Raw genomic sequence first — 14797 nt, 5'->3', positions numbered from 1 at the left:
AGGCAATCTTTGTCAAAACGCCTCTCCCATCTCCCATGGAGCGCGGGAAAGAACTGAAGGTGAAAATGGAGCCACATTGTGGCATCCCGGACAATAGAGCTTATGTCTTCCACCGAGCCGCTGCGACATCTGCTCATTCCTGGTGCCCTGCTTCCCCTGCCGGCTGATCAATTACGCCCGCCGCTACCGCAGTTACCCCACCTGGAACCTCTGCTGCGCCGCCTTAAACCCTCAGACACTATTGAATGCGACGAGCATTGCCCAAGCGACCCTGGCGAAATCGCCACGGCGCGGGCACTCGGCCTACCATCGGCGCCTGGCCGTATCCCGTGGGCGGCGCTGGAAAGCGGCACGATGGGTACACCCTGCGCCTGGCTCATGCCTTGCCATTGGCAACTTGGCATGGACCATGTGCTGCTGGCCGATCCCGCACACCTTCAACTGACCGAAGACGCGTCTCGCCGACTGCTGGCTGCCGCAGCCCCTTTGCTGCTCGATGATGGCATGGAGGTGCGCTACGTGCGAGCCAATGCCTGGCTCGCGCAGGGCGAGGTCTTTCGCGATCTGACCACCTGGTCAATGAGCCGGGCCATGGGCCGCCGCCTCACTCCGGACCTTCTGGCCAGCACGCCGACACCTTCTCACGCTGCATTGCTGCGGCGACTGCAAAGCGAGCTTCAGATGCTCTTCTACACCCACCCGGTGAATGATGAGCGAGAAAGCGCCAGACAGTTGCCCATCAACGCGCTGTGGATCTCCGGCGCCGGTGTATTGACGGTAGAGCCCCCACCCAAGCCTGAGATTCTGGTCGAAAACGGCCTGATTCTGACCGAGCAGGAACTGGCCGGCGCCTCCCTGACGCAGGCTATTGCAGCGCATCACGAGGCATGGCGCGCCATAGACGCCGACGCTGGTGCCCACCTCCTCAGCGCACTCAAGGCTGGCCATGACGTGCGCCTTACCCTGTGCGGCCCTAGGCGGGCGCTCAGTTTCGAGTCAAATCAGCAAGGCAAGGGACTGATATCCCGAATTCTTGATCTGCTCCCCGGAAGGTCAGGTTCGCTCGAAAAGCACCCCCTTGGTGAGTCACAAACTCTGCCCGACAAGGGAGCCTGGGGCTCATTATTCAACCGCCAGACCCTGACCGACCTAGTGACAAAGCTATGAAGATAGAAGTACGAGACATTCCGCCTCGCGCCGCCTGGGCGCTGGAGCAGGCGGGGGTGCACCCACTCCTGGCACGCCTTTTTGCAGCCCGCGGCGTGGCCTCCGCAGATGATCTGGACGCGAGCCTGGCACGCCTGCTGGCCCCCGCCGAACTCCTGGGCGCCCGCGAAGCGGCAACCCTGCTGGCAGACGCCATCTCGGCCCAGCAACGGCTGTGCATCGTGGCCGATTACGACTGTGACGGTGCCACCGCCTGTGCCGTGGGCATACGGGGCTTGAAGCTGTTGGGCGCAGCCCATGTGGACTACCTGGTGCCTGACCGGGTGGTGGACGGCTACGGCCTCACGGCCCCCATTGCCGAACGTGTGGCTGCGCGCCAAGCAGATGTGCTGATCACGGTAGACAACGGCATCGCCAGCATGGAGGGCGTGGCTGCTGCGCGCGCCGCTGGCCTCAAGGTGCTGGTGACCGACCACCACTTGCCAGGCGCCGAACTGCCTGACGCGAACGTGATCGTCAACCCGAATCAGCCTGGCTGCAGTTTCGAGAGCAAATCCATCGCGGGCGTGGGCGTGATGTTTTATGTGCTGATGGCGCTACGCGCCGAATTGCGTGCGCGGGGAGCGTTCAACGGCCCTGCCGGTCAGCCGAAGCTCGACACCCTTTTGCCTCTGGTAGCCCTAGGGACTGTGGCCGACGTGGTGCGGCTGGATGCCAACAACCGTCGCCTCGTGGCGCAGGGGCTTCGGCGTATACGCGCGGGTCAAATGCCCGCAGGCCTGAGCGCATTGTTTGCCGTGGCAGGGCGTGATTCGTCCAAAGCAACCACCTTTGATTTCGGCTTTGCGCTTGGTCCGCGCATTAATGCCGCTGGCCGCCTGGCCGACATGACGCTGGGCATTGAACTGCTGCTGACCGACGATGCGGCACGTGCCGCCGAATTGGCTGCCACGCTCGACGGCATAAACCGGGAGCGCCGCGAAATTGAAGGCGGCATGCGCGAGCAAGCCATGCAGATGGCCGAGTCGCTCCTTGACCCAGACGAAAAGACCCCTCCCACTGCCCTGTGCGTATTCGACCCGGAATTCCATGAAGGCGTCGTGGGCATCGTCGCTTCGCGCCTGAAGGACAAACTCCACCGGCCGACGTTCGTGTTTGCAGCCAGCAGTGCGCCAGGGAAGGAACATGAGTTGAAAGGCTCGGGCCGATCGATCCCCGGGTTTCATCTGCGGGACGCGCTCGACCTGATCGCCAAACGCCACCCCGGAGTGCTGCTCAAGTTTGGTGGCCACGCCATGGCCGCAGGATGCACCGTTGCCGAGGAGCACTTCGACATCTTCGATCAGGCCCTGCAGCAGGTGGCCGCCGAATGGCTGGACGCCGCCACCCTCATGCGCCGCCTCGCGACAGATGGCCCGCTCGCGCCGGAGTACCGCCGAGCCGACGTTGTCGAAACCCTCCACCGAGAGGTGTGGGGTCAGGGTTTTGCACCTCCTGTTTTCAGCGAGGAAGTTGAGGTGATCAGCCAGCGACTGGTGGGAGAGAAGCATCTGGCGCTTAAGCTGCGTCACCAAGGTCAGCCTGTCGATGGGATCTGGTTCAGCCACAGCGACCCCCTGCCCGCGCGCGTGCTACTGGCCTTCCGTCTGGAAACTGATGAATGGCAGGGTGTGCGGCGGGTGCGCTTCCTGGTGGAAGGTGCACAAGTCTCATCTTAGGGATGCCCTGGAAGCGGATTCGGGGCCTGATTTCTCAAGCGCATACATATATTTAAAAATATATGTATATCAATATTTTTATATCAAAAAGCCAAGTTGAAACCGGAATATGGAAATCCTGGTGCGACAATTGAGGGTTAAGGATGCATGGCGTCCCTAACACTCATGGTGTCGTCAACTGTGACGGCACTGCACTCAGTACTCAGCATTCATCATGGCCGCTTTCGACGAAGAAGAAGTCCTCACCGTTCGCCACCACACGGATCGCCTGTTCAGCTTTACCACCACGCGTAGCAGCAGTTTGCGTTTTTCAAATGGTCATTTCACGATGATCGGTTTGCGCGTTAATGGCAAGCCTCTTTTGCGCGCCTATTCGATCGTCAGCCCGAACTACGAAGAAACGCTGGAGTTCCTCAGCATCAAGGTGCAGGACGGCCCCCTCACCAGCCGACTGCAGCACATACAGCCCGGCGACAAGGTGATCGTGGGTCACAAACCTACTGGCACGCTTCTGATCGACTACCTGCTGCCCGGCAAGCGTTTGTACATGTTTGGCACCGGAACGGGTCTGGCGCCCTTCATGAGCATCATTCGCGACCCGGAGACCTACGAGAAATTCGATGAGGTCATCTTGGTACATGGCTGCCGGCTGGTCAGCGAACTGGCCTACCGGGAATACATTACCGAAGAGCTTCCCCAGCACGAATTCCTGGGCGAAATGGTGCGCCAGCAGCTCAAGTACTACCCCACAGTCACGCGGGAGCCCTTCAAGACGCAGGGCCGCATTCCTGACTTGATCGAAAGCGGCCAAATGGCTCGCGACCTGGGTGTACCTGATCTCAATCCGCAGTGCGACCGCGTCATGTTGTGTGGCAGCCCCGAGATGCTCAAATCCATCAAGGCGGTGCTTGAAAAACGCGGCTTCAATGAAGGCAATACAACCACCCCGGGAGACTTCGTGGTGGAACGCGCGTTTGTCGAGCAGTAATCGAGGAAACACCTGCGGGTGAAATGCGGAGGCCTTCTGCAGAAGGCTCTCTTCGGGATGCCCTGCATAACTCCCTGCGGTCTGTGGCAGCGCGGCCTCGGGCGATCCGCTGCGTTGCTTTTCTTGCCAATAGCTGGGCTATTGGCTACAACAAGACGCCTTGCGCCTCATCCCGCTCCGCACTACCACAGACTCGCGAGGGTCATGCAGGGCATCCCTAGCGCGTCTTTTTCTCTTGCAATCTCTGCAGGACCAGCGGCGACACATAAGGCGCCACGTCACCGCCAAGCTGCGAGATTTCCCGGATCAGGGTGCTGCTGACCGACTGCAGCGTTGCTGCAGGCGTTAAAAAGATGGTTTCCACGTCAGGCGCCAGATTGCGGTTCATGCCGGCCAGCTGATACTCGAAGTCGAAATCAGTCATGCTGCGCACGCCGCGCACCATGACCTTGCCTCCACGCGCCACTACAAAATCTCGCACCAGACCTTCGAAGGGCTCAACGGACACATTGCCGATTCGGTTGGCCGTGTCGAGGGCCAGCTCCAGGCGCTCATCGAGTGTGAACAAGGTTTTCTTGTGGTGGGCTCTTGCCACCGCAATGATCACTCGGTCGAACAACCCCGCCGCGCGGCGCACGATGTCCTCGTGGCCAAGCGTGATCGGGTCAAAAGTGCCTGGATAAACGGCAATCACGCCACGGCTCATTGAAGGGTCTCCTGCAGGTTCGGGTTAGGTCGCGCGCAATTATGCCGGGGTAACTGACCGCTGCAGCAAATGGGCGTGCACGGCACCTGCCTTCAGGTAACGATGAGGTGCCAAACCCAAGGCCTCCAACTCCGCATCGTCAGCCGGCGCAGGAGACTCCAAGTACACCCACCCCCAGGCCGCACGGCAGATGCTGCGGCCTTGAGGCCCGGGCTGAACAGGTCGGCCCCGAAGGGCGGATCCAGAAGCGCCAGATCAATGCTGCCAGCAGGCAGTGCGCGCATCGCGGCGATGCCATCACCTCGCTGAACGCGCACGGCTTCGGCTTTAAGGCGATCCTTCAGCGACCGCAAATTGGCAGCGAGCGCGGGATCCTGCTCGATCAACAGGACGTCTGTTGCACCTCTTGATGCAGCCTCAAACCCCAGCGCGCCGGTACCTGCAAAAGCATCCACGCAACGCCAGCCGGTCAGATCCTGACCGAGCCAGTTGAAGAGAGTCTCGCGAACACGGTCAGGGGTAGGTCGCAAACCAGGCTTGTCGGCCACGGGTAGCCGGGTGCGGCGCCATTGGCCGCCGATGATGCGCACCACGTGAGGTGCGTTCTCGGTGCGTCGAGCAGAAGGCTTTGGGGTCATTACCCGATTGTCGCGCGTAGCGCGTCGCACGCCACCACCTTATCTAGGGACGCCCTGCATAACTCCCTGCGGTCTGTGGCAGCACGGACTCGGGCGATCCGCTGCGTTGCTTTTCTTGCCAATAGCTGGGCTATTGGCTGCAAAAGACGCCTTGCGCCTCATCCCGATCCGCACTACCACCGACTCGCGAGGGTTATGCAGGGCATCCCTAGAAGACGCCCTGCCCACTCTTCATCCGATTTCCCGCCCGTCGTCCGTGAGCATGCTCTGCGTGACATAGGTGCTCCCCAAACCACGCGCGTCATAGGCCACCCGGAAGCCGCCCAGATCTACGGTCCGGCGCTGCCGAAATGCAGACAGCACGCTCGCCCGATCCAGGGGGCCAGAGAGTCCGCTCAAAACTTCCTGCGTGTAGCGTGCAGCCAGATAGCCTGCCAGGCTCTGCGGAGAGCTGGGCTCGTCAAAAAGTCTGGCGAGCGTGGCACGATAGGACTGAACGACAGGCATGGACGAGCGGGCCAAGGGCACCACTTGCGCCGCAATGACCGGTATGCGTGGCGATGCGCCCATTTGCCGCAGGGTCTGCAGGTTTACATCGGCCAGCGCGATCACGTAACGCTGGCGAGCCTGGTCGGCCAATCCTTGGGTGAAGCTCGCCAATTCGGGCGTTCCGCCGAAAAACTGCAGGACCGCAGGAGACTGCGCCGACACGCTCCGACCCAGTTCTCGGGTGTTGCCGCTGCCCTCGATCTCAACCAGCTTGACCTGCAGGGCCGAGGCAACCCGAACCACCCCTTCCCGATACAGTGCTCGGTCTCGCGCCGACGCATATACGGCTCCGAACTCACGCACACCCACCAGGGAGAGTGACTTCAACGCATGCATCATCTGCGCCTGGCGGTTGGCGAAGATTGGAAATGTCAATGCGTCGGCATTTTCAATGTTCTGCCACCAGGGAGCGACATGGGCGAGAGAAAGTTTCTCCGCTACCAAACGCCGAGCCAAATGGGAAGCCACTCCCTCCGAGACGGTGCCACTCACCGCAACAATGGAAGAGTTGTCGCGCAATTCAGCCAGCGCGGTCTGCCAATTGGCTTCGGAAGTGTTGACCTCCAGCTTGCGGTGCACCAGGGGACGCCCTGGCAGGCCGCCGCGGGCACCAAAATCTTGCCAGGCCGCGAGCGAACCGATGAAGAAATCCTTGGCCACGTCTTGCTGGGTGGAAGCGGTATCCACGATCTGCAAGACCGTGGGCGGGTCATTTCTGGATCTTGCCGATTGGGCCAGTACGGCTGGCGCGGCCAAGGAGCCTGCAGCCCCAGCCAAGCCAGTGCGCAGAAGGGCTCGCCGCGTGAGCGAGGAATAAGAAGACTTCATGATGAGTGACCAGCAGGCGGCCGCCAGGCCGCAAAGGACCGACAGGTGCATACCGCACCTGTTCAATCTCGAGCCTATTCACTCAATATGAAAACTTGATGAAAAATCCGCCTTCCTGCAACCCACAGAGGTTGTACGGGCGATCAATCCTTGCCGCCCACCACCACCGTCACCATTTTCTCAGGCTGCAGCTTGCGCGCAAAGGCAGCCTTGATGTCCGCCGCTGTGACCTTGCCCACCTGCTCTACCCAGGTGTCCAGATAATCCAGCGGCAATCCGTTCCAGGCAATTTCAGCGACGTTATCAAGCAGCTTGCCGTTGGAATCAATGCGCAGCGCGAACCCGCCTTGCAGAAAATCCTTGGCACCCTTGAGTTCAGCCTGGGTGACGCCGTTGGCAATAAAGTCTTTCAGTACCTGCCTGGAGACACTCACTGCTTCAGCCGCTTGGTCTGGTCTGGTCTGTAGCGTGATGGTGAACGCCCCGGCATGCAGGCCGGGTGAAAAATAGCTGCCGACCGAATAGGATAGGCCCCGCTTTTCACGCACTTCGGTCGTCAGACGAGAGACGAAACCTCCCCCTCCCAGGATGTAATTACCCACCAGCATCGGGAAAAAATCTGGGTCGTTCCGCTTGTAGCCAGGTTGACCGATCAGCACGTGGGCCTGTGCCGACTGAAACGGAATGCGCTCGTCCTTGAATTGGTTCAGGTCGGACACCTCGGGAACTGCAGGCAAGGACGGACAGGCGGCGCCTTCGGTTTGCGGCAGACGAGCGAGCAGCTGATTCACAACCGTTTCCGCCTGCGCTCGGTTGATGGCCCCCACCAGGCTGACCTTGGCACGGCATGGGAGCATTCCCGCCTCATACCGGGCACGCATGTCCTGTACTGTTATGGCCGCCAGCGATTCAGGGGTGACCTCATAGCCATAAGGGTGCGTGCCAAAGACGGCTTTGCTATAAGCCATGCCCGCAATGGTGCCTGGGCGCGTACGCGACTCCAGGATGGAGGCAGTGATGCGCTCTCGCTCTCTTTGCCACACATCTTCCGGCCACGCCGGCTCGCCGAGTTCGCGCGCTGCCAGATGAACGGTTTTCTGAAGCAGATCGGGTTCAGTCAGGGTACGCAACCGGAAGCTCATGCGGTCACGGCTGGCACCGCCGCCAAAACTGGCGCCCAGATCGGCCCAAGCCTCCCCGAGCTGATTTTCATCCAGCGCAGGTTCGCCATTTGCAGCGCGCACTCCCTTTCCGGCGATCAGTGCGGTGACGTCGGCCAGTCCGGCCTGGGCCGCAGTATCGCGGCGGCTGCCGGCGTCGAAATCGATCCGCACATCAAGCATGGGAATAACGGGGCTTTCCACCAGGAACACCTGTGCGCCATTGGGCTGCGTCCATTGCTGAATCGGGATGACTGCCCAAGCAGAGGCCATAAAGCCAAATGCTGAGGCAGTTGCCAGCAGCAAGCTGGCGATTGGTCTTGAAAATTTCTTCATATCAGTTGCTGCATTCAACACGAGATCGCGGGAATATCATCTCAATGCCTCATTCCGGCCGGTGGCGTGCGAGGCTTCTGGTTGGGATCACGTGGCTGCGGTATTAACGTAGCGACCGTAAGTTGATCGTCGCCAAAATATCGCGCCGCGACCGACTGCACCTGGGCGGCGGTCACCTGTCGCAAGCGCGCAATAAGGCGCTTGTCGGCGTCCAGCGGCATGCCCTGCACCCATGAGTGTCCTAACTCCTGCGCCTGCGCCATGACGGAATCAAGCTTGTAGACCTCGCTGGCGACCCACTGGGTCTTCACGCGTGCCAATTCAGCCTCGTTGATGCCCTCGCGTGCAATGCGCGCCACCTGCTCCCGCAGCGCGGCCTCCACTTCGGGGGCAGTCTTGCCTGCGGCTGGAACGCCTGAAAGCATGAAAAGCTGCGGCCCGCGCCCTACGAGGCCGTTGCCAGCACCCGCCGAATCGGCGACACGATCAGCCCCCTGAGTCAGCGCACGATCGAGGCGAGCGCCACTGTAGCCATCAAGCACAGCTGCGAGCACGGAAAGCGCGAGCGCGTCGTCATTGGTGGGCGATGGTTCCAGGTTGGTCAGGCGCGGCACCTTGAAGGCCAAGGAGACCACGGCCTGTTCGGCAGGCGCCTTGACTTGAATGCGCCGCATGCCTTGCTGTGCTGGCTCCTCGCGCGGCTTGCGCATCGGCACGGTGCGGGCAGGTATGCCGCCATAGTATTTACGCGCCAACGCCAGCACTTCTTGTGGGTCGACATCTCCCGCCACCACCACCGCCGCGTTGGCAGGCACGTACCATTTTCTATAGAAGGCACGCGCGTCTTCGGGTGTCAGCGAATCCAGATCCCCCATCCAGCCGACGATGGGCCGGCGGTAGGGAGAAGCCACAAAGGTCGCGGCGTTGCGCTGCTCACCCAGAACGGCACGTGGGTTGTCCTCGGTGCGCATGCGGCGTTCCTCCTTGACCACCTCCAGCTCCTTGGCAAATTCCTCGTCGCTCCAGCGATTATTGGCAAAACGGTCAGCCTCCAGGCTCATCACATCCGCCAGGCGGGCAGCAGGCACTTGCTGGTAGTAGCCGGTGTAATCGGTGGCGGTGAAGGCGTTTTCGCGCCCGCCCAGGGCCGCCACCCTGCGGGAAAACTCACCGGGCTTGAGCTTCTTGGTGCCCTTGAACATCATGTGCTCCAGCACGTGCGCGACGCCGCTGGCGCCGTCCACCTCATCCATGGAGCCGACCCGAACCCACAGCATATGCACTGCAGTAGGGGCACGATGATCAGGCTTCACAATGACCGTCAGTCCGTTTTCCAGCTTGAACTGGCTGACGGGCGCCGACACGGGAGAATTGGCGGCGCGGGCCGTTTGAGCAGAGCCGGCGAGAGGCTGCGGAGCGGCCTGCTTCTGGGCGAATGCACCGGGGGAAGCCACGATCAAGCCCCACGCCAACACGCCGCCCAAAGCACGAATAACTGTCGATTTCATGAGCATCAAAAGAAATTAGGCGATCAGGTCAAACAAAATGCACTTCAAAGTGAGTGCATACCTTAGAGTAAACCTTAGAGCAGAAGTTACAGCAAACGTTCGCCGAAGTGTGCTCCATCGGCGAAGCCAAGCGTAGGGAGCGCCTCATGAAGGACAATCACCCCCATGAGTGAAAAAACCGCAACACCTGACAATGAACCACGCCTGACCTCGCTCTCGCACGGCGGCGGTTGCGGGTGCAAGATCGCGCCCGGTGTTCTTTCGGGCATTTTGCGTGGCACTGGCGCGATGCCGATCCCTCCCGAGTTGCTGGTTGGCATAGAAACCTCTGACGACGCCGCGGTGTACCGGCTGAACGATTCTCAAGCCTTGGTCGCCACCACGGATTTTTTTATGCCTATCGTCGACGATCCGTTCGATTTCGGGCGCATTGCAGCTGCCAACGCGCTGTCCGACGTGTATGCGATGGGGGGCACCCCCATCATGGCACTGGCTTTGGTCGGCATGCCGATCAGTGTGCTTTCTACCGCCACGATTGGCCGCATCCTCGAAGGCGGCGCCTCCATATGCCGCGAGGCGGGCATACCCATCGCCGGCGGCCACACCATTGACTCGGTGGAGCCCATTTACGGCTTGGTCGCACTGGGACTGGTGCACCCTGATCGAATCAAACGCAATGCCAGCGCGCAGGTGGGCGATGTTCTGGTGCTGGGTAAACCGCTGGGCGTAGGCGTTCTTTCGGCAGCGCTGAAGAAAAACCAGCTGCCCGCTTCAGGCTATGAACGCATGATCGCCAACACGACGCAGTTGAACGTGGCTGGCCCCGCCCTCGCCGCCCTGCCCGGCGTGCACGCCATGACAGACGTCACCGGTTTTGCCTTGGCCGGCCACGCACTCGAACTCGCGCGCGGAGCGAAGGTAACGGCACAGATTGACTGGCCTGCCATTCCCCTGCTGCCCGGAGTGCGTGACCTGGCGTCACAAGGCATCATTACCGGCGCATCGGGGCGCAACTGGGCCGCTTACGGCCATGAAGTGACGCTCCCCGAGGACTTTGCCGACGCCGATCGCGCCCTGTTGACCGACCCACAGACAAGCGGCGGCCTGCTGGTGTCTTGCTCCGCCTCCAGTGTTGACGAAGTGATGGCAGTGTTCAGGCAAAGCGGATTTGCAGATGCCGCGGTGATCGGCAAAGTACTGCCTGCAGGCGATCGCCCACTGGTTGTCAAGCCTGCAGCTTGACAGGTGACGTTTAGAAACCCTTGTATATCGAATGTTCAGCTTCTTCCGTAAGAAAAAACCAGCGCCCGAGTCGACACCTGTCGCGGCGCCAGCTCAAGACGTCCAGGCTGCTCCAGCCGAGCCACCTGTCACCGTAAGCGCGGCTCCAGCTCCAGCTCCAGCTCCAGCTCCAGCCACTGTTCCGCCGGTCGCCCCTGTGGTCGCTGTGGCGGACGCGCCAGCCATCTCCACGCCGCCGCCCGAACCGGAACCTGCGGCCCGAGCGGGGTGGCTTGACCGCCTGAAATCGGGGCTGCGCAAGACAGGCAGCAGCATCACCACCGTATTCGCGGGGACACGCATTGACGACGCTCTGTACGAAGACCTGGAAACCGCGCTGCTGCTTGCCGACACCGGTGTATCGGCTACGGAATTCCTGCTCAACGACCTAAAACGCCGAGTCAAAGAGCAGCGCGCCACTGAGCCTTCGCAAGTCAAGGCACTGCTGCAGGATGCCATTACCGACATGCTGACACCGCTGGAAAAGTCACTTGTCGTGGGCGAATACCACCCCACGGTCATCATGGTGGCGGGCGTCAACGGAGCCGGCAAGACAACCTCCATAGGCAAGCTCACCAAGCATCTGGCCGATGCGGGCGCGACTGTGCTGTTGGCTGCAGCGGACACTTTCCGCGCCGCAGCACGCGAGCAACTCTCGATCTGGGCGGATCGCAACCGCGTCGAGATCATCAGCCAACAGGGGGCAGACCCATCCGCCGTCAGCTTCGACGCCGTGGCTGCGGGACGTGCTCGGAGCAAGGACGTCGTGCTGGTTGATACCGCTGGCCGCCTTCCCACGCAAAAGCACCTGATGGAAGAATTGAGCAAAATCCGGCGCGTGGTTACCAAAGCCGACGTGACTGCGCCGCACGAGGTGCTGCTGGTCATTGATGGCAACACCGGGCAAAACGCGCTGGCGCAGGTGAAAGCCTTTGACGCTGCGGCGCAGCTCACCGGCCTCATTGTCACCAAGCTCGATGGAACCGCCAAAGGTGGCGTGCTTTGCGCCATTGCCCGCGAGTATCCCGCTCAGGGCCGTCCCATGCCTGTATATTTCATTGGCGTGGGTGAGAAGCTGGAAGACCTCCAGACTTTCAAGGCACGCGAGTTCGCGCAGGCTCTGCTGGCCTGAAAAACCACCGTCCGAAAAGTGTCGTTACAACGCCTTGCAACGACTGAACGCCGAGCACCCCCTCATAGCCGATACACTGCTGTCCATGACCGTGAACCCCTCCCGGAAACACTTGGTGCTACTGGGCGCCGGGCGTACGAACCTGCAGGTGCTCAAAGGCCTCGCCAGGCAAGGTACTGGCGACTTGAACGTCACTCTGGTGGCGCCGCACCCCTATTACATCGACAACATCATGTTGCCAGGCTATGTGGCTGGCGACTACGTGCTGGAAGATATTCGCATTCCACTTGACGCGCTCATCGAGGCCAGCGGAGCCGCGTTCGCCCCTGCGCATGTTCAAGCGCTTGACCCGGCTGGGCGGAGAGTGCAGCTTTCCAGCGGCGATGCCTTGCCCTACGACGTCCTCTCCATCGACGTCGAACCCGTCATGGACCGCGATCAGGCTGAAGCAACCATGCCTGGTGCCCGCCGCAATGCGTTGTTCGTACGGCCATTGGAGAGCTTTGTTCAGTTGTGGCCGCAGTTGCATGCGCTGTCGCGTGAACGCGCGTTGCAGGTAGCCGTCCTTGGTAATGGCATCCCGGGCGTTGAACTAGCCATGGCAGTTGCCCATGCATTGGGTCATCCTCATGGCAGCCGCGTCACGCTGATCACTGGCGAAAGCGCCCTCCTGGCAGATCAGCCGCCCAGCCTCCAGCGGCGTGTGCTGGATCGGCTGAAACAACTGAACATCACGCTGCTGCACGATCGTTGCGTGGGCATGGACGGCCGCGCACTTCAACTGGAGAGCGGCGCCAGCCTGGTGTGCAACGCACCCCTTGTGGCACAGGGAGACACCCCTCCCGCCTGGCTTGCGCAAGCAGGCTTGCTCGACGAAGAGTCTGCCCTGCCCCTGGTCAACGAGCGGCTGCAGAGCGAGCATCACCGCCAAGTATTCATCGTGCCTGCGGAGGCGCCACCCGAGGTCGGTCCGGTGCTTGAAGCCAATCTGCGCACCGCTTTGCTGGGAGGCTCCTTCAAGAAAGCCCCACTCGACACCTCACGCCTGCGAGTGGTTGGCAGCGGAGACGGGCGCGCCCTTGCGGCGTGGGGCCCCTTGAGCTTGGAAGGCCGAGAAGTCTGGAACTGGAAAGACCGGCGGGACCGCAGGCACCTTGCCTCGCTCTTTCGAATCTGAATGCGCAACTGAGCATCTCAGCTTGCGCTCCGCACAGTGGGGCGCTCCCGGGAAAACCCCCATTCCCGCAGCCAACACATGAAATATACTGCCTCTCAATGCGCATTTTATTTCATGTTTTTGCCTTTAATGGGTCATGCAATGTGGGCATTGATTCCGTGTGAATCCTAGGCGAAAAACGCAAGCGCTAGCCTGCGGCGTTAAGTCTTAGGGATAACTCATATGGTTACAGACAGGCAGATCAAGAACAATCCCTCCGTCACGCTAGACATTTGACACCTAAAGGAGTTGCCGCAATGAATGAATCGTCTTCCCGTTCTCTTAGCCGTCGCCTGGTGCTCTCGCGCAGCGCGGCGGTGATCGGCGCCAGCTCTGCTGGCCTGCTGCTCCCGCAAATAGTGCGTGCCCAGAGCAACAAGATCCGTGTGGGTTTCATGCTGCCCTACACCGGCACCTTTGCGCAACTCGGTGTCGCGATTGAAAACGGTGTGCGCATGGCGATCGCCGAAAAAGGCGGAAAGCTGGGTGGGCGCGAAATCGAGTGGTTCAAGGTAGATGATGAGTCGGAACCCTCCAAAGGTGTGGAAAACGCCTCCAAACTGGTCCAGCGAGACAAGGTGGACGTGCTGATCGGCACAGTGCACTCCGGTGTGCAAATGGGCATTCATAAAGTGGCGCGCGACAGCGGGGTGCTGAACATCATCCCCAATGCCGGCGTCCTCGCGGCCACTCGGGCGCTCTGCGCACCCAACGTATTTCGCACCAGCTTCACCAACAGCCAGCCCACCCTGGCCTTGGGCAAGCCCATGATGGACAAAGGTCTGAAGCGCGCCGTCTGGATCAGCTGGAAATATGCCGCTGGCGACGACGCATTGGAGGGCTTCAAGGAAAGCTACACGAAGGCGGGCGGCACCATCATCAAGGAACTTAGCCTTCCATTCCCGAACGTCGAGTTTCAGGCTCTGCTCACAGAGATTGCATCGCTCAAGCCCGATGCCGTGGCCTGTTTCTTCGCAGGCGCCGGTGCCGCCAAGTTCATGAAGGACTATGCCGCTGCGGGCCTGAAAGACAAGATTCCGCTTTACGGCTCCGGCTTCCTCACCGAAGGCGTTCTGGAAGCAGCAGGGCAAGCCGCCGAAGGGGTTTACTCCACGCTGCACTACGCGGATTCTCTGGACACCCCACGCAATAAGCAGTTCCGTACCGCCTATGCCAGCCAGTTCAAAATGCAACCTGACGTCTATTCCGTGCAGGGGTATGACTCCGGTCAGTTGCTGGTTCAAGGGCTCACCGCTGTCAATGGCGACCTGAGCAAGAAAGCTGCCCTGTACAAGGCCATGGAAACCACGGTGATTGATAGCCCCCGCGGCAAGTGGACCATGAGCAAGGCTCACAATCCGGTCCAGGACATCTACCTCCGCGTGGTTGAAAAGGGCGACAACAAGGTCCTGGGCATTGCTGCCAAGGCGCTGGCGGATCCCGGTGCTGGCTGCAAAATGGGGTAACAAAGCCAATCTCCTGAAAGGATAGGCCACTCCCTTTTCGCGCTCACGCGCCTGCCCCCTGTGAAGGGGCGGCCAGGCGAAGCCAGATACGCGAGACTGCCTGC

The 14797-nt window shown here is 61.0% G+C and carries 11 protein-coding genes and 1 pseudogene; 7 read left to right on the top strand and 5 right to left on the bottom strand.

The features are described from left to right. Window positions 1-102: 102 nt before the first annotated feature. The 3 genes from AAAK34_RS09735 (at window position 103) to AAAK34_RS09725 (ending at window position 3873) form a co-directional block, all read left to right on the top strand. The gene (locus AAAK34_RS09735) at window positions 103-1167 is read left to right on the top strand and encodes a phosphoglycerate mutase (RefSeq protein ID WP_231694926.1); all 1065 of its coding nucleotides are present in this window, start codon (window positions 103-105) and stop codon (window positions 1165-1167) included. Further along, window positions 1164-2885: a single-stranded-DNA-specific exonuclease RecJ gene (gene recJ / locus AAAK34_RS09730; protein ID WP_231694927.1), complete on the top strand. Its 1722-nt coding sequence runs from the start codon at window positions 1164-1166 to the stop codon at window positions 2883-2885. The genes AAAK34_RS09735 and recJ overlap by 4 nt, the downstream gene beginning before the upstream one ends. A gap of 214 nt (window positions 2886-3099) precedes the next feature. After that, window positions 3100-3873 carry a ferredoxin--NADP reductase gene (locus AAAK34_RS09725; protein WP_231694928.1) on the top strand — a complete coding sequence of 258 codons (774 nt, stop codon included), beginning with the start codon at window positions 3100-3102 and terminating at the stop codon, window positions 3871-3873. A gap of 217 nt (window positions 3874-4090) precedes the next feature. Here AAAK34_RS09725 and coaD read toward each other — a convergent pair whose 3' ends face one another. The 5 genes and pseudogenes from coaD to AAAK34_RS09700 form a co-directional block, all read right to left on the bottom strand. Next, a complete protein-coding gene (gene coaD / locus AAAK34_RS09720) occupies window positions 4091-4579 on the bottom strand; it encodes a pantetheine-phosphate adenylyltransferase (RefSeq protein ID WP_231694929.1) in 489 nt (162 codons plus the stop codon). Between the two features lie 39 nt (window positions 4580-4618). Then, a pseudogene (locus AAAK34_RS09715) lies at window positions 4619-5217 on the bottom strand (RsmD family RNA methyltransferase). 231 nt (window positions 5218-5448) lie between these two features. Beyond that, a complete protein-coding gene (locus AAAK34_RS09710; RefSeq protein WP_431777973.1) occupies window positions 5449-6645 on the bottom strand; it encodes an ABC transporter substrate-binding protein in 1197 nt (398 codons plus the stop codon). Window positions 6646-6737: 92 nt separating this feature from the next. Then, window positions 6738-8090 (bottom strand): M16 family metallopeptidase, encoded by a 1353-nt coding sequence (locus AAAK34_RS09705; protein WP_231694932.1) that lies wholly within the window; start codon window positions 8088-8090, stop codon window positions 6738-6740. 41 nt (window positions 8091-8131) lie between these two features. Beyond that, complete coding sequence (locus AAAK34_RS09700; protein ID WP_231694933.1) at window positions 8132-9598, bottom strand: M16 family metallopeptidase; 1467 nt, start codon at window positions 9596-9598, stop codon at window positions 8132-8134. A gap of 165 nt (window positions 9599-9763) precedes the next feature. On the opposite strand from AAAK34_RS09700, the gene selD reads away from it, so the two are divergent. The 4 genes from selD (at window position 9764) to AAAK34_RS09680 (ending at window position 14693) form a co-directional block, all read left to right on the top strand. Next, window positions 9764-10840, top strand: a complete 1077-nt coding sequence (gene selD / locus AAAK34_RS09695; RefSeq protein ID WP_231694934.1) for a selenide, water dikinase SelD — start codon at window positions 9764-9766, stop codon at window positions 10838-10840. Between the two features lie 31 nt (window positions 10841-10871). Continuing rightward, entirely contained in the window at window positions 10872-12011 is a 1140-nt protein-coding gene (gene ftsY, locus AAAK34_RS09690; protein ID WP_231694935.1) for a signal recognition particle-docking protein FtsY, read from the top strand. 34 nt (window positions 12012-12045) lie between these two features. Then, window positions 12046-13188, top strand: coding sequence for an NAD(P)/FAD-dependent oxidoreductase (locus tag AAAK34_RS09685; protein WP_431777972.1), 1143 nt, complete (start codon window positions 12046-12048; stop codon window positions 13186-13188). A 296-nt stretch (window positions 13189-13484) separates the two neighbouring features. Next, window positions 13485-14693 (top strand): ABC transporter substrate-binding protein, encoded by a 1209-nt coding sequence (locus tag AAAK34_RS09680; RefSeq protein ID WP_231694937.1) that lies wholly within the window; start codon window positions 13485-13487, stop codon window positions 14691-14693. The last annotated feature ends 104 nt before the right edge of the window (window positions 14694-14797 follow it).

The sequence above is a fragment of the Ottowia caeni genome, from assembly GCF_050821495.1.
Lineage (GTDB): Bacteria > Pseudomonadota > Gammaproteobacteria > Burkholderiales > Burkholderiaceae_C > Ottowia > Ottowia caeni.
This window is presented reverse-complemented; position numbering and strand designations above follow the sequence as displayed.

What these genes read in the sequence shown, in the direction of transcription:
- coaD (WP_231694929.1), bottom strand. Translation starts at nt 4,579, where the DNA reads ATGAGCCGTGGCGTGATTGCCGTTTATCCAGGCACTTTTGACCCGATC.
- selD (WP_231694934.1), top strand. Translation starts at nt 9,764, where the DNA reads ATGAGTGAAAAAACCGCAACACCTGACAATGAACCACGCCTGACCTCG.
- AAAK34_RS09735 (WP_231694926.1), top strand. Translation starts at nt 103, where the DNA reads ATGTCTTCCACCGAGCCGCTGCGACATCTGCTCATTCCTGGTGCCCTG.
- ftsY (WP_231694935.1), top strand. Translation starts at nt 10,872, where the DNA reads ATGTTCAGCTTCTTCCGTAAGAAAAAACCAGCGCCCGAGTCGACACCT.
- AAAK34_RS09705 (WP_231694932.1), bottom strand. Translation starts at nt 8,090, where the DNA reads ATGAAGAAATTTTCAAGACCAATCGCCAGCTTGCTGCTGGCAACTGCC.
- recJ (WP_231694927.1), top strand. Translation starts at nt 1,164, where the DNA reads ATGAAGATAGAAGTACGAGACATTCCGCCTCGCGCCGCCTGGGCGCTG.
- AAAK34_RS09710 (WP_431777973.1), bottom strand. Translation starts at nt 6,645, where the DNA reads ATGCACCTGTCGGTCCTTTGCGGCCTGGCGGCCGCCTGCTGGTCACTC.
- AAAK34_RS09725 (WP_231694928.1), top strand. Translation starts at nt 3,100, where the DNA reads ATGGCCGCTTTCGACGAAGAAGAAGTCCTCACCGTTCGCCACCACACG.
- AAAK34_RS09700 (WP_231694933.1), bottom strand. Translation starts at nt 9,598, where the DNA reads ATGAAATCGACAGTTATTCGTGCTTTGGGCGGCGTGTTGGCGTGGGGC.
- AAAK34_RS09680 (WP_231694937.1), top strand. Translation starts at nt 13,485, where the DNA reads ATGAATGAATCGTCTTCCCGTTCTCTTAGCCGTCGCCTGGTGCTCTCG.